12 protein-coding genes are annotated in these 13,255 nt (G+C 75.0%); 5 read left to right on the top strand and 7 right to left on the bottom strand.

Going from position 1 to position 13,255, the window contains the following annotated elements:
* Window positions 1–67 precede the first annotated feature (67 nt).
* Window positions 68–1,024 carry a CoA ester lyase gene (locus AB0L34_RS07885; RefSeq protein WP_363702872.1) on the bottom strand — a complete coding sequence of 319 codons (957 nt, stop codon included), beginning with the start codon at window positions 1,022–1,024 and terminating at the stop codon, window positions 68–70.
* A 128-nt stretch (window positions 1,025–1,152) separates the two neighbouring features.
* Here AB0L34_RS07885 and AB0L34_RS07880 point away from each other — a divergent pair, with 128 nt between their 5' ends.
* The gene (locus tag AB0L34_RS07880) at window positions 1,153–1,977 is read left to right on the top strand and encodes an SDR family NAD(P)-dependent oxidoreductase (RefSeq protein WP_363702870.1); all 825 of its coding nucleotides are present in this window, start codon (window positions 1,153–1,155) and stop codon (window positions 1,975–1,977) included.
* Between the two features lie 312 nt (window positions 1,978–2,289).
* Here the strand turns inward: AB0L34_RS07880 and AB0L34_RS07875 are convergent, their stop codons facing one another.
* Window positions 2,290–4,491, bottom strand: coding sequence for an APC family permease (locus AB0L34_RS07875; RefSeq protein WP_363702868.1), 2,202 nt, complete (start codon window positions 4,489–4,491; stop codon window positions 2,290–2,292).
* Window positions 4,492–4,630: 139 nt separating this feature from the next.
* Window positions 4,631–5,590: a DMT family transporter gene (locus tag AB0L34_RS07870; protein WP_363702866.1), complete on the bottom strand. Its 960-nt coding sequence runs from the start codon at window positions 5,588–5,590 to the stop codon at window positions 4,631–4,633.
* Between the two features lie 104 nt (window positions 5,591–5,694).
* Between AB0L34_RS07870 and AB0L34_RS07865 the strand changes: the two genes are divergently transcribed.
* Window positions 5,695–6,444 carry an HAD family hydrolase gene (locus tag AB0L34_RS07865; RefSeq protein WP_363702864.1) on the top strand — a complete coding sequence of 250 codons (750 nt, stop codon included), beginning with the start codon at window positions 5,695–5,697 and terminating at the stop codon, window positions 6,442–6,444.
* Between the two features lie 40 nt (window positions 6,445–6,484).
* Here AB0L34_RS07865 and AB0L34_RS07860 read toward each other — a convergent pair whose 3' ends face one another.
* Window positions 6,485–6,994 (bottom strand): hypothetical protein, encoded by a 510-nt coding sequence (locus AB0L34_RS07860; protein ID WP_363702862.1) that lies wholly within the window; start codon window positions 6,992–6,994, stop codon window positions 6,485–6,487.
* A gap of 92 nt (window positions 6,995–7,086) precedes the next feature.
* Window positions 7,087–7,956, bottom strand: coding sequence for a PhzF family phenazine biosynthesis protein (locus AB0L34_RS07855; protein ID WP_357457135.1), 870 nt, complete (start codon window positions 7,954–7,956; stop codon window positions 7,087–7,089).
* Window positions 7,957–7,989: 33 nt separating this feature from the next.
* Between AB0L34_RS07855 and AB0L34_RS07850 the strand changes: the two genes are divergently transcribed.
* From AB0L34_RS07850 to AB0L34_RS07840, 3 genes are all read left to right on the top strand, one after another.
* The gene (locus AB0L34_RS07850) at window positions 7,990–9,273 is read left to right on the top strand and encodes a CBS domain-containing protein (protein WP_363702860.1); all 1,284 of its coding nucleotides are present in this window, start codon (window positions 7,990–7,992) and stop codon (window positions 9,271–9,273) included.
* The gene (locus AB0L34_RS07845; RefSeq protein WP_363702858.1) at window positions 9,266–9,883 is read left to right on the top strand and encodes a DUF1003 domain-containing protein; all 618 of its coding nucleotides are present in this window, start codon (window positions 9,266–9,268) and stop codon (window positions 9,881–9,883) included. Before AB0L34_RS07850 ends, AB0L34_RS07845 begins: the two co-directional genes overlap by 8 nt.
* 156 nt (window positions 9,884–10,039) lie before the next feature.
* Window positions 10,040–11,188 (top strand): Mrp/NBP35 family ATP-binding protein, encoded by a 1,149-nt coding sequence (locus tag AB0L34_RS07840; RefSeq protein ID WP_363702856.1) that lies wholly within the window; start codon window positions 10,040–10,042, stop codon window positions 11,186–11,188.
* A 211-nt stretch (window positions 11,189–11,399) separates the two neighbouring features.
* Here the strand turns inward: AB0L34_RS07840 and AB0L34_RS07835 are convergent, their stop codons facing one another.
* Window positions 11,400–11,822: a preprotein translocase subunit TatB gene (locus AB0L34_RS07835; protein WP_357457127.1), complete on the bottom strand. Its 423-nt coding sequence runs from the start codon at window positions 11,820–11,822 to the stop codon at window positions 11,400–11,402.
* Between the two features lie 75 nt (window positions 11,823–11,897).
* Window positions 11,898–13,238, bottom strand: coding sequence for a trypsin-like peptidase domain-containing protein (locus AB0L34_RS07830; RefSeq protein WP_363702876.1), 1,341 nt, complete (start codon window positions 13,236–13,238; stop codon window positions 11,898–11,900).
* Between the last annotated feature and the right edge of the window lie 17 nt (window positions 13,239–13,255).

The following is a 13,255-nucleotide window of genomic DNA, read 5'->3' as shown; positions in this document are numbered from 1 at the left end:
CTCACTACCGCACCCACCCGGCCCGCCCGGGGGGGGGCGGGGGCGGCACGGATCCCACGGTGCGGGGTCACTCCGCCGGCGGGGTGAAGGTGGAGGTCCGGGTCATCCCGGCCGCCCGGCCCTTCGCCGCGACGACCAGCGCCATCTTGCGCGACGCCTCGTCGATCATCTCGTCACCGAGCATCACGGCGCCGAGCCGACCGCCCGCCTCCGAGGTGTAGTGCTCGTACGCGTCGAGGATCAGCTCGGCGTGGTCGTAGTCGGCCTGGGCCGGCGAGTAGACCTCGTTCGCGGCGTCGATCTGGCCCGGGTGCAGCACCCACTTGCCGTCGAAGCCGAGCGCCGCCGAGCGCTTCGCCACCTCGCGGAACGCGTCCACGTCGCGGATCTGCAGGAACGGGCCGTCGATGGCCTGCTTGTCGTGCATCCGCGCGGCCATCAGGATGCGCATGAGGATGTAGTGGTAGGGGTCGCCCGGGTAGTCCGGGATGAGGGCGCCGACCACCAGGGACTTCATGTTGATGGAGGCCATGAAGTCGGCCGGGCCGAAGATGATCGTCTCGACGCGGGGCGAGGCGGCGGCGATGGCGTCCACGTTGACCAGGCCGGCCGCGTTCTCGATCTGCGCCTCGATGCCGATCCGGCCGACCTCCAGGCCGAGCGTCTTCTCCAGCTGGGTCAGCGTCATGTCGAGCCACTGCACCTGGGCCGCGTTCTGCACCTTCGGCAGCATGAGGCAGTCGAGGTTCGCGCCGGCCCCCTCGACCACGTCGATGACGTCCCGGTAGGTCCACGGCGTGGTCAGGTCGTTGACGCGTACGACCCGGGTCTTGCCCGACCAGTCGCCCTCGTTGAGCGCCGCGACGATGTTCTTCCGGGCGTCGGGCTTGGCCAGCGGGGCGACCGCGTCCTCCAGGTCCAGGAAGACCTGGTCGGCGGGGAGGCCCTGGGCCTTGCCGAGCATCTTGACGCTGGAGCCGGGTACCGCGAGGCAGGACCGGCGGGGGCGACCGACTGCGGCCATGGATGCGCTCCTTCCAGCGTGCGGCGGGCACGCCGACGCCACCTGACGAGAAAGGCGAGAACTTAACGATCCCAAAGGGCTTTGTGACGCCACGGTAACCTCGTGCCGTGACCGGGGTGAATGGACCTGTGGAAGATTTCACTGGGCGTCGGCTGGTGGTGGTGACCGGGGCCAGCTCGGGCATCGGGCTGGCGGCCGCCGTCGACCTGGCGCGCCGCGGTGACCAGGTGGTACTGGTCGGCCGGGACCCGGCCCGGCTCCAGGCCGCGGCGGAGCAGGTGCGTGAGGCGTCCGGCGAGCGGCCCGAGCTGTTCCGGGCCGACTTCGCGGTGCTGGACGACGTCCGCCGGCTGGCGGAGAAGCTGCGGGCCGCGTACGACCGGATCGACGTGCTGGCCAACAACGCCGGTGCGATCGTCCTCCAGCCGCTCACCACCGTCGACGGTTTCGAGCTGTCGGTCCAGGCCAACCACCTGGCCCCGTTCCTGCTCAGCAACCTGCTGCGGGACCGGGTCGGCCGGATGGTGGTGACCGCCTCCGCCGCGCACCGCAGCGGCGCGCTCGACCCGGACGACCTGAACGCCCCGCTGCGCCGCTACCGGCCGATGCAGGCGTACGGCACCAGCAAGCAGGCGAACATCCTCTTCACGGCCGAGGCGGCCCGGCGCTGGCCGGAGATCCCGGCGTACTGCTTCCACCCCGGGGTGGTGCGCACCCGGTTCGGCACCGACAGCCGGCTGGTCGCCCTGGGCATGCGGCTGCTGCCGTTCCGCAGCCCCGAGAAGGGGGCCGAGACGCTGGTCTGGCTCGCCAACCAGGACCCGTCCCGGCTGCGTACCGGCGGCTACTACGCCGACCGGCAGCCGCGCCGGCCGCTGCGCAAGGCGGCCGACCCGCAGCTCGCCGCCCGGCTCTGGGCGGCCAGCGCCGAGGCGGTCGGCGTCGCGGGGTAGCGGTGTCGCCCGTGGCCGCCCCGCTGCCATACTCCGCCGCGTGACGACGGGGAACGACACCGCCGCGCGCGAGGCGACGACCGGCGGCGGCAACGGTGACACCCTGCGGGTGCCCGGCGCGGACGAGGAGCTGGCGGCCCGGCTCGACGCCGAGCTGACCGCCTTCAACAACCGGGCGACCGGCGCGGCCGACGAGGCCGACCTCTCCCGGGCGGGTGGCCCTGCGGGCCGCGCTGGGCGACGCCGCCCCGGCCGCCCGGGTGCTAGAGGTCCACGAGGTCTGACGGCCGCCGCCACCGGCCGGCGAGGAACCTATTCGTCCAGGTGCACCGGCAGGCTGGTGACCACCACCCCGGGCAGCCGGCGCAGCGCCGCGCGGAGCCGGTGCTCGGTACGGCTGTGCAGCGGCCGGTGCCAGCGGCTGCGTAGCACCACCTCCGGCACGACGACGGTCAGCACCAGGTCGGCGCGGGAGGCGTGCAGCGCCTCCAGGTAGTGCGCGAGCGGCCCGATCACCGCCCGGTACGGGGACACGATCGTCTCCAGCCGCAGGTGGTCGCCCCATGCCTGCCACTGCTCCCGGAACCGGTCCGCCTCCGGCTCCTCGGGGGCGATGTGCACGGCCAGCGTCGGCTGCCCGAGCGAGGCCGCGTACGCCAGGGCCCGCAGCGAGGACCGGTTCAGCCGGGCGACCGGCACCACCACGAGGTGGCGTACCTGCTCGGGCAGTTCCTCGTCCTCGGGCGCGGCGGGCCCGGCGGTCGGCGGTCGCGCCGGCACCACCGGCGGCCCGGGCGCCGGGCCGCCCGGCGGCGGGTGCAGCGCGAGGGACCGGTGCAGCATCCGGTAGTGCCGCTGGATGGCCCGGAACAGCAGGATCAGCAGCGGCACGGCGACGACCACCACCCAGGCGCCCTCGGTGAACTTGGCGACCGCCGCGGTGACCAGGACCAGCCCCGAGAAGACGGCGCCCACCGCGTTGATCGCCGCCCGGCGTCGCCAGCCGGGCCCGCGCCGGCGGCGCCAGTGCACCACCATTCCCGTCTGGGACAGGGTGAAGGCCAGGAACACCCCGACCGCGTAGAGCGGGATCAGCGACTCGGTGCGCCCCCGGAAGGCCACCAGGATCACCGCCGCCGCGGCGGTCAGCGCGACCAGCCCGTTGCTGAAGGCGAGCCGATCCCCCATGTGCAGGAACCGGCGCGGCGCGTGACCGTCCCGGGCCATGAAGAACAGCAGGCGGGGAAAGTCGTTGAAGGCGGTGTTCGCGGCCAACAGCAGGATCATCGCCGTCGCGGCCTGGACCAGCCCGTACCAGGGGCCGCTGGGAAACGTGACCCGGGCCAGTTGGGAGAGCATCGACTGCTCGGCGGCGGGCACCAGCCCGGACAGGTGGATCAGCCCGATGAGCCCGAGAAAGAACAGCACCAGCATCGCGACCATCCAGGTCAGCGTGGTGCGCGCGTTGCGCCACTCTGACGGCCGGAACGCGGGCACCGCGTTCGAGACCGCCTCGATGCCGGTCATCGACACCGCGCCGGAGGAGAAGGCGCGGAGTACCAGCAACAGCCCCAGCCCCTCGACGGCCGGCACCGGCGGCGGGTCAACCGGGACGAACCCCCGCTCGGCCGCGCGGAACCAGCCGACCGCGAGCAGCGCCAGCAGCGCGACCACGAAGGCGTACGTGGGCAGCACGAAGAGGTTGCCGGCGGTGCGGACGCCACGCAGGTTGCCGGCGAGCAGCACGCCAACCACGGCCAGCCCGAGGGGCACCGTCCAGCCGGTCAGCCCCGGGACCGCCGAGGTGACCGCCTTGACGCCGGCGGAGACGGACACCGCCACGGTCAGCACGTAGTCCATCATCAGACCCGCCGCCGCGGCGAGGCCCGCCCCCGCGCCCAGGTTGTCGCCGGCCACGATGTACGAGCCGGCCCCGTGCGGGTAGGCGGCCACGGTCTGCCGGTAGGAGACGCCGACCGTGACCATGAGCAGCGCCAGCCCGGCGGCCAGCGGCAGGGACAGCCCGAGCGCGCCGCTGCCGGCAAGCAGCAGCACGGCGAGCATCGCCTCCGGCCCGTACGCCACCGAGCTGAGCAGGTCGGAGGAGAGCACCGGCAGGGCGACCAGCTTGCGCATCCGCTCGTAGAGCACGGCGGCGCTGCTCAGCGGCGGCCCGAACAGCACCCGCCGCAACCGGGTGCCCGCCCGGCCGAGGCGGGTGCCGGGCAGGTTTGCCGGCTCGGCGGCGACCAGCTCGTCCGGTTCCCCGACCCGGAACATCGCGATCGGGGCGAGCCGGCCGAACCGGGTCGGGGCCGGCTGGCCGGGATGACGACGCAGCGTCGGATCGACGGGCAGGATGTCCCCGCCGGGTGGTCGGCCTGGCCGGGCGGCCCGCCAGCGGTCGCCGATCCGGCGCAGCGCACGCAGCTCGTCCGGGTCGAGTGGGGGGAACTCGGCCGACGGCGTGACGACCGTGCCGCGATCGCCCTTGCCGCCGTCCCGCTTCGCCATCCGCCGTCCCGTCCCGTGTCTTCCCTCCCCCCGCACTCTCACGGACGCGACCGCTCCCGGCGGGCGGAACGGCGGTTCTCGCGGCAAAGAGTGGTTGGCGGCAGGCCGACCGTGCCCGGGGCACGGGGGTGGCGGGCGGTCAGTCGCGCAGCGGGCCCACGTCGGCCGGGACGGCGGTGGACGCCGGGACGCGGCGGGCGGCGCGGGCGCCGCCGAGCACCACCACCGCGACGCCGGCCAGCAGCAGCGCCAGCCCGGACAGGGCGGTGGCCCGGGGCAGCTGCCCCAGCCAGGCCCAGCCGATCAGGGCCGCGCCCGGGGCCTCCAGCAGGACCAGCACGCTGATCGTGGTCGCCGAGACCCGGCGCAGCGCGTAGTTGAACATCGAGTGCCCGAGCAGTTGGGCGCCGGCCACCAGGGCCAGCACGGCGGCCCAGGTGCCGGTGTCGAAGCCGGTCAGCGGCACCCCGCCGACCAGGCAGACCACCAGCAGGAGCAGCGCGCAGACCCCGTAGCAGATGGTGGTGTACGTGGTCGTGCTGATCGTCGTGCGGGCCCGCTCGCCGAACGCGGTGTAGACCGCCGCGAACATCCCGCCGACCACCGCCAGCAGGTCGCCCGCGAAGGCCCGGCCCGAGACGCCGAAGTCGGCCCCGGTGGCGAGGGCCGCCCCGGCGACCGCCACCCCGATGCCGACCCACACCGCGACCGGCAGGCGGCGGCCCTGGCCGCGGGCGATCAGGCCCTGCCAGACCGGCTGGGTGGCGCCCAGCGCGGTCGCCGCGGCGACCGAGGTGAGCTGGGCGCTCGGCATCCAGGTGGCGAAGTGGGCGGCGAGGGCGACCCCGGACAGGACGCAGTAGAGGCCCTCGCGCCGCCCGGCGCCGACCGTCAGCGACCGGAACTCGGCGCGCCGCCGGCCCAGCGCGTACGGGCCGAGCACGGCGACCGAGAGCGTGTTGCGCCAGAACGCGACAGCCAGGGCGGGCGCCGCCGCGAACGCCACCAGCGGGGCGGACGACGAGACGGCGACGACGGCCAGGACGAGCGCCCCGGTGGTCACCGGGTCGGGCGCCGGGCGGTGTGGTGCGGTGGACACGGGGAGCAATCCTCACACGGCACGGGCCACCACGGACGGTCAACGCTCGGTTACGATCATGCCTGTCCGCGCCGGCGACCCCTCGACCGCCCGGAGGCGCTCCCATGCCCACCTACCAGGCGGTGCTGTTCGACTTCTTCGGCACGCTGACCTGTTCCGTGCAGCGGGGCGCGGCGCACCGGTCGACCGCCGAGCTGCTCGGCTGCCCGCCCCACACGCTCGTCGACGTGCTCGACCGCACCTTCTACGAGCGGGCCTGCGGCCGGTACGGCAACGCCGAGGCGACTCTGCGCTGGGTCTGCGAGCAGGCCGGCGTGCACCCCTCGGACGACGCGGTCCGGTCGGCGGTGGCCTCCCGCCACCGGGCCGTACGCGCCGACACGCGGCTGCGCGACGAGGCGGTGCCCACGCTGGCCGCGCTGCGCCGGCGCGGCCTGCGGACCGGGGTGATCAGCGACTGCACCCACGAGCTGCCGGCGTTCCTGCCGCAGTTGCCGGTCGCCCCGCTGCTCGACGTGCGGGTCTTCTCGGTGCAGGTCGGGCGCTGCAAGCCGGACCTGGCGCTCTACCAGGCGGCGTGCGGGCGGCTCGGCGTGGCCGCGGCGGACTGCCTCTACGTGGGCGACGGCGGCAGCCAGGAGCTGACCGGGGCGGAGCGGGCCGGCATGACCGCGGTGCGGCTGGCCGCGCCGGACCTGGCCGAGCACATGGTGTTCAACGCCGACGCGGCCTGGCGCGGGCCGGTGCTGCGCTCGCTCGACGAGGTGGTCGACCTGGTCGACCGGTCGCCGACCCCGGAGGCGGGCACGCCGGCCCCGGCGGCGGCACCCGTGCCGGCGGGCTGTCCCTCCTGACCCGGCCGTGCCCGCGGCCCACGCCGTGACCGGCCCGGTTTCAGCGGCGGCGGACCCGGTGCAGGCGGAACGGCTTGCGGATCGCCCGGACCACCGGCGCCTCCCGGGGCACCTCGGCCAGCGAGCCCGCGGGCAGCGCGGTGCCGGCGAGCGGCTCCCCGGCCGGGGCCAACCGGTTCACCGCGCAGCCGTCGGCCGCCCAGCGGTCGACCAGCTCGGCGGTCGGCCCGGGCGCGTTGAGCCGCTTCGCGGCCACCAGCGGGGCCGTGGTCTCCCAGTGCTCGGTGCCCGGCACGAGGCGGCTCACCCGGGCCGGCCAGGTGACGATCCGCCCGCCGTGGTCGCCGCGCAGCGTCACCTGGGCGTCGGTGGCGTCGGCCAGCCCCGGCGCGGACTGCTCCCCCGGGCCGCTGACCACGAAGAGCGCCCCTTCCAGGGGGACGCACCAGAGGGCGAGCGACGGCCCACCGGGCACGCTCACCCAGGCCACGGCGGCCTTCTTCATCGCCTCGTCGACCAGCGGCGTGCTGGTCCGGTCCGCGTCGGTCACACCGGCATCCTCCCGCACCCGCCCCCGTCCCGTCAGCGCCGCCCGGCGTCCGGCCGCGTGGCCGGTGGCCGTGGCGGCACCGATGGCGCAGGTCAGCCGACGAACGGGGGGACCATGATCTCGCCCCGGGCCACCGGCATGACGTGGCCGGCCACGGTGGCGCCCACCGCCTGGCCGCCGGCGGCGGTCACCGTGCAGGCCAGCACGGACGGCCGGTTGATCTCGATGCCCTGGTGGACGGTGTACGCCGCGCGCCCGTCGGCGGGGAGCAGGCCGCTGGCGACCAGCCACACCCCGAGGCCCAGGGCGGCCGAGCCGGTGGCCGGATCCTCCGGCACGCCCAGCCCGGGAACGAAGACCCGCGCGTGCGCGGTTTGCGCGGCGGCGTCCCAGGAGAAGACGCTGACATGCTCCACTCCGTACCGCTGTGCCGCCGCCGCGTTCACCGTGGCGCGGGCCACCGCGTCCGGGCGGACCGGGAGGTACGGGAACTCCAGCCCGCAGCCGGCCACCCGGGGCGCCGGGCCGACGTGGTCGTCCGCCGTCAGGCCGGCCATCTCCAGCAGCGGCTCCGGGTCCAGCTCGGGACCGAGGGTGGGGACGCCGCCGGTCAGCGTGGCCCCGGTCGCGGTCACCTCGATCGGGAGCACGCCCGCGCCGCACTCCTGGGTGACCTGCCCCGCCGGGAACAGTCCCCGGCGGCTGGCGGTCACCGCCGCGCCGACGCTGGGATGCCCGGCGAAGGGCAGTTCCTCGGCCGGGGTGAAGATGCGGGCCCGGTAGGTGGCGCCGACCTGGGTGGGCGGAAGCACGAACACCGTCTCGGAGAGGTTGAACTCACACGCGAGCGCCTGCATCTGCTCGGTGGCCAGCGCTTCGGCGCCGAACACCACGGCCAGCGGGTTGCCGGCGAACGGGCGGTCGGTGAAGACGTCCACGATCTCGTAGGCCAAGGTCGACATGTTGATAAACACTAGGCGCTTAGGCTGGTGCCCGTGAGCACGCCGACCCGGATCTACATCGCCCGGCTCGCCGGGGTCGCCGTCTTCGACCCCAACGGTGACCAGGTGGGTCGGGTCCGCGACGCGGTGGCCCGGATGCGGCCGACGCAGCGCCCGCCGGAGGTGGTCGGGCTGGTCGCCGAGATGCCGATGCGGCGGCGCATCTTCCTCTCCATCAACCGGATCACCTCCATCGACGCCGACGCGGTCGTGCTCGGCAGCGGCACGCTCAACCTGCGGCGCTTCGAGAAGCGCCCGAACGAGCTGCTCGTGCTCCAGGAGCTGCTCGACCGGCGGGTGCAGGTCGAGCCGGGCGGGCAGCCGGGCTCGGTGGTCGACGTGGCGATGGAGTGCAGCCGGGGCGGCGAGTGGTCGCTGACCCGGGTGGCCGTACGCGAGCAGACGGGCCGGCTGAGCCGCCGGGGTCACCTGCACCAGGTCGAGTGGGAGCGGGTACGCGGGCTCAGCGGCATCGCCGACAGCCGGGGCACCGCCAACCTGCTCGCGGTGCTGGAGGACATGCGCCCGGCCGACCTCGCCAACGCCCTCCAGGACCTGCCCGACGCCCGGCGCAACGAGGTCGCCGCCGCGCTGGACGACGAGCGTCTGGCGGACGTGCTGAGCGAGCTGCCGGAGCACGACCAGGTGGAGATCCTGGCCGCGCTGGACCGGGAGCGGGCCGCCGACGTCCTGGAGGAGATGGACCCGGACGACGCGGCCGACCTGCTCAGCGAGCTGCCGCCCCCGGAGCAGGACGTGCTGCTCGACCTGATGCAGCCGGACGAGGCCGACCCGGTGCGTCAGCTGCTCAAGTACACGCCCGGCACGGCGGGGAGCGTGATGACCTCCGAGCCGGTGATCCTTCCGCCCGACGCCACGGTCGCCGAGGCCCTGGCCCGGATCCGGGAGCCGCAGCTCTCGCCCGCGATCGCCGCGCAGGTCTTCGTGTCCCGGGCGCCGATGACCACCCCGACCGGCCGCTACCTCGGCATGGTGCACTTCCAGCGGCTGCTCCGCGAACCGCCGGCCGACCTGCTCGGCGGGGTGGTGGTCAACGACATCGACCCGCTGCGGGCCACCACCCCGCTGCCGGAGATCACCCGCCGGATGGCCACGTACGACCTGGTGGCCATGCCGGTGGTCGACCGCAACAACCGGCTGGTGGGCGCGGTCACGGTCGACGACGTGCTGGACCACCTGCTCCCCCGGGACTGGCGGGACCGGGACGCCGCCGCGAGCCCGGCCGCCACCGAGCCGGTGGGCGGCGCGGATGGCTGACCAGCGACGGGCGCCGCGGCTCGACCAGCCGCGCGAGCCCCGGGGCGTCAAGCTGCCCCGGTTCGACCCGGAGGCTTTCGGGCGGTGGTCGGAGGGCATCGCCCGGGGCATGGGGACCGCGAACTTCATCGTCTACATGACGGTCGTGATCGCGCTCTGGTTCGGCTGGAACACCCTGGCCCCGGCGCACCTGCGCTTCGACCCGTACACCTTCACGTTCCTGACCCTGGTGCTGTCCCTCCAGGCCAGCTACGCGGCCCCGCTGATCCTGTTGGCGCAGAACCGCCAGGCGGACCGGGACCGGGTGGCGCTGGAGGAGGACCGCCGGCGGGCGACCATGCAGAAGGCCGACACGGAGTACCTGGCGCGGGAGATCGCCGCGCTGCGCAACGCGATGGGCGAGGTGGCGACCCGGGACTTCCTCCGCTCGGAGCTGGCCCGGCTGGCCGAGGAGCTGGACGAGGCGAGCCAGCGCCGGCAGCGGTTGGAGCGCCGCCACCAGGAGCGGTCCGCGCAGCGCGAGCAGGGCGGGGACGGGCTCGACGAGCCCCGCGACGAGCTGGACGGCGACTGGGCCCGGGACGGCCGGCCGGAGGCCCGGGACGCATGAGACGCCGCTCGTCCGGAGGGGCCGGTCGGGCGGTGTTCGCGCTGATCGTCCCATTTCGCGCCGTAGGCGGTCCACCCCCAACCGCCGTCATCGATTCGCTCACACCAGGCCCCGCTGGCGGCGGCGCGGGGTCACCCCCGACGTAGCATTGCGGGCATGTCAGCACCCGTCAGCACCGTCTCCGACGCGATCCAGGCCGCGCTGGCCACCGTCAACGACCCGGAGATCCGCCGGCCCATCACCGAGCTGGGCATGGTCCGCTCCGCCGAGGTCGGCGACGACGGCGTCGTACGGGTCGAGCTGCTGCTCACCGTCGCCGGCTGCCCGCTGAAGGACAAGCTGCGCGCGGACATCACGGCGGCGGTCGGCGCGGTGTCCGGGGTGACCGGCGTGGAGATCAAGTTCGGTGTGATGAGCCCCGAGCAGCGCCAGGAGCTCCAGGCGAAGCTGCGTGGCGGCGGCGCCTCCCAGGAGCCGGTCATCCCGTTCGCCCAGCCGGGCTCCCGCACCCGGGTGTACGCGGTCGCCAGCGGCAAGGGCGGCGTCGGCAAGTCCAGCGTGACGGTCAACCTGGCCGCGGCGCTGGCCGCCCGCGGGCTCTCCGTCGGCGTGGTCGACGCGGACATCTACGGCCACTCGGTGCCCCGGATGCTCGGCGCGGACGGCCGCCCGACCCGCGTCGAGGACATGATCATGCCGCCGCAGTCGCACGGCGTGAAGGTCATCTCGATCGGCATGTTCACCGCCGGCAACGCCGCCGTGGTGTGGCGCGGCCCGATGCTGCACCGGGCGTTGCAGCAGTTCCTCGCCGACGTCTACTGGGGCGACCTGGACGTGCTCCTGCTCGACCTGCCCCCGGGCACCGGCGACGTGGCCATCTCGCTGGCCCAGCTCCTGCCCAACTCCGAGATCCTGGTCGTCACGACGCCGCAGGCCGCCGCCGCCGAGGTGGCGGAGCGGGCCGGCGCGATCGCCCTGCAGACGCACCAGCGCGTCGTCGGCGTCATCGAGAACATGTCCTGGCTGGAGCTGCCGGACGGCTCGCGGATGGAGGTCTTCGGCGCGGGCGGCGGCCAGACGGTCGCCGAGTCGCTGACGAAGACCATCGGCGCGCAGGTGCCGCTGCTCGGGCAGGTGCCGCTCGACACCCGGGTCCGCGAGGCCGGTGACGAGGGCACGCCGATCGTGCTGGCCGAGCCGGAGTCGCCGGCCGCGAAGGCGCTGGGCCAGGTCGCCGACCGGCTCGCCCTGCGGCGGGAGTCGCTGCTCGGCAAGCCGCTGGGTCTCAAGCCCGCCGGCCGCTGATCCACCCGCCGGCCCCGCCGGCGCTGTCGCCACCCGACCGGGGCGGCGTTCCTCCGGGAGCGCCGCCCCGTCGCCGTTCCCACGAGGCGTACGGCGTGGCGCCGACCCGGCGACGCGCGGGCGTCGGCCGGTCCGCCCGGCCCAGCGCCCCGTCGCGCACGATGCCGGGCAGGGTGGTGCCGCTGGTCAGGCCGAAGCGGTGGGCGCGGGGTCAGGTGGCGTCGTCGTAGCTGACGCGGGGGGCGGGGGCCGGCGCGCCGCCGGTGGCGGTGCTCGGGCGGCTGCCCTTCGACCGCAGGTCAGCGGCGGAGGCGACGTCCTTCAGCTCGTTGTGCACGCCGGTGACGTCCGCGCGCAGGTTGTCGTAGACGCCCTGCAACGGCTTCCGGATCGCCTGCTCGTCCTCCTCGCTGAGCAGGTGCTTGCGGATGAACGCCTTGGGGTGCAGATCCTCCAGCTGGATGTCGGTGCCCAGCTCCCGGCTGAGGTCGGTGGTGGCACTGCGGGCCATGTTGCGCAGGTTGCGCACCATCCGCAGGCCGTCACTGATCACGGCGGGCAGCCGGTCGCCGAAGATCAGCAGCGCCAGGAGCAGCAGCCCACCGATCTCCCACCAGTTCAGGTTGTCGAACACTGCACGGGCCTCCTCTCGGCGTCAGCAGCAAGACTACGCACGTCGGACGCCGCGCGGGGAGGGGGTGACCGGCTGCTACTTGGCGTCTGCGGCCAGCGTCACGGAGGCGTTCTGCCGGTCGGAGCCCCGGCGGTACTCCACCGTCACCACCGAACCCGGCGCGAACTTCCGCACCAGGGCGATCAGGTCGGTCGGCTCGGTCATCGGCCGTCCGGCGAGCTTGAGGATCACGTCGCCGGCCCTCAGCCCCGCGCCGGCCGCCGGCCCGGACGGCTCGACGGCCGCCAGGCGTACGCCGGCCCCGCCGGCGCCCGCACCCGGGCCGCCCACCTGGGCGCCGATCACCGTCCGCCGGGCCTTGCCGGTGCCGATGATGTCCTGGGTGACCCGCTTGGCCTGGTTGATCGGGATGGCGAAGGCGAGGCCGATGTTGCCCGCCTCCTGCCCGTCCGAGACCAGCGACTTGATCGTCGAGTTGACGCCGATCACCCGGCCGGCCCCGTCGACCAGCGGGCCGCCGGAGTTGCCGTGGTTGACCGCCGCGTCGGTCTGGATCGCCGCGTAGTAGCGCGTGGGACCGCCCGGCTCGCCGGCCTGCATCGTCCGGTCCAGCGCGCTGACGATGCCGGCGGTGACGGTGTTGGCCAGCGAGAGCGGTGACCCGATGGCCAGCACCGGGTCGCCCACGGCCAGCGCGTCCGAGTCGCCGAACTCGACCGGGCGCAGGCCCGTCCGGGAGACCTTGATCACCGCGATGTCGGACTCCGGGTCCTGCCCGACCACGGTGGCCGGGGCCGAGCTGCCGTCGTTGAAGATCACCGACGCCTTGCCGCCGGTCGCCCCCGCCACCACGTGGTCGTTGGTGATCACGTGCCCGTCGGCGCTGGCGACGAAGCCGGAGCCCTCGCTGGTGCCGCCGAGGCTGGCCACCCGGACGGTCACCACGCTGGGCAGCACCCGCTCGGCGACCCCGGCGAGCGACTCGGGCCGGCGCTGGGCCAGGCCGGGGGCCTGGGGGTCGGCGCCGAGCACCGGCCCACCCCCGGCGCCGCCGCGCACCGCGAAGGCGTACCCGAGGGCGCCGCCGAGGCTGCCGGCGAGCAGCGCGGTGATCAGCGGGATGAGCAGCAGCTGGCGCAGCGTCGGCCGGCCCGGTGCGTCCGGGTCGCTGACCGGCTCGGGCTCGGTGCCGGGGCTCGGGGCGGCCGGCACCACCACGGCGGCCGGCGCGGCCGGATCGCGCCACGGGTCGGCGAGCGCGTCGGACCACCACGGCGATGTCGTGCCGCCCGTGGCGCCCTGGAGCGCCGGTGGCGGCCCCGCCGGCGGGTACCCGGGCCCCGGCGGTCGCGCCGGTGCCGGAGTCCCCCCGGGCTGGCGCCAGTCCCAGCCGTCGGTCACGTCGGTGCCTCCCAGTCCTTCCCCGGATCCCG

Source organism: Micromonospora sp. NPDC052213, from assembly GCF_040679695.1.
Classification (GTDB): Bacteria; Actinomycetota; Actinomycetes; order Mycobacteriales; family Micromonosporaceae; genus Micromonospora.
This window is presented reverse-complemented; position numbering and strand designations above follow the sequence as displayed.

Excerpts from the sequence above, each read along its gene's own strand:
- AB0L34_RS07840 (WP_363702856.1), top strand. The coding sequence starts at position 10,040 with ATGTCAGCACCCGTCAGCACCGTCTCCGACGCGATCCAGGCCGCGCTG.
- AB0L34_RS07845 (WP_363702858.1), top strand. The coding sequence starts at position 9,266 with ATGGCTGACCAGCGACGGGCGCCGCGGCTCGACCAGCCGCGCGAGCCC.
- AB0L34_RS07855 (WP_357457135.1), bottom strand. The coding sequence starts at position 7,956 with ATGTCGACCTTGGCCTACGAGATCGTGGACGTCTTCACCGACCGCCCG.
- AB0L34_RS07875 (WP_363702868.1), bottom strand. The coding sequence starts at position 4,491 with ATGGCGAAGCGGGACGGCGGCAAGGGCGATCGCGGCACGGTCGTCACG.
- AB0L34_RS07865 (WP_363702864.1), top strand. The coding sequence starts at position 5,695 with ATGCCCACCTACCAGGCGGTGCTGTTCGACTTCTTCGGCACGCTGACC.
- AB0L34_RS07885 (WP_363702872.1), bottom strand. The coding sequence starts at position 1,024 with ATGGCCGCAGTCGGTCGCCCCCGCCGGTCCTGCCTCGCGGTACCCGGC.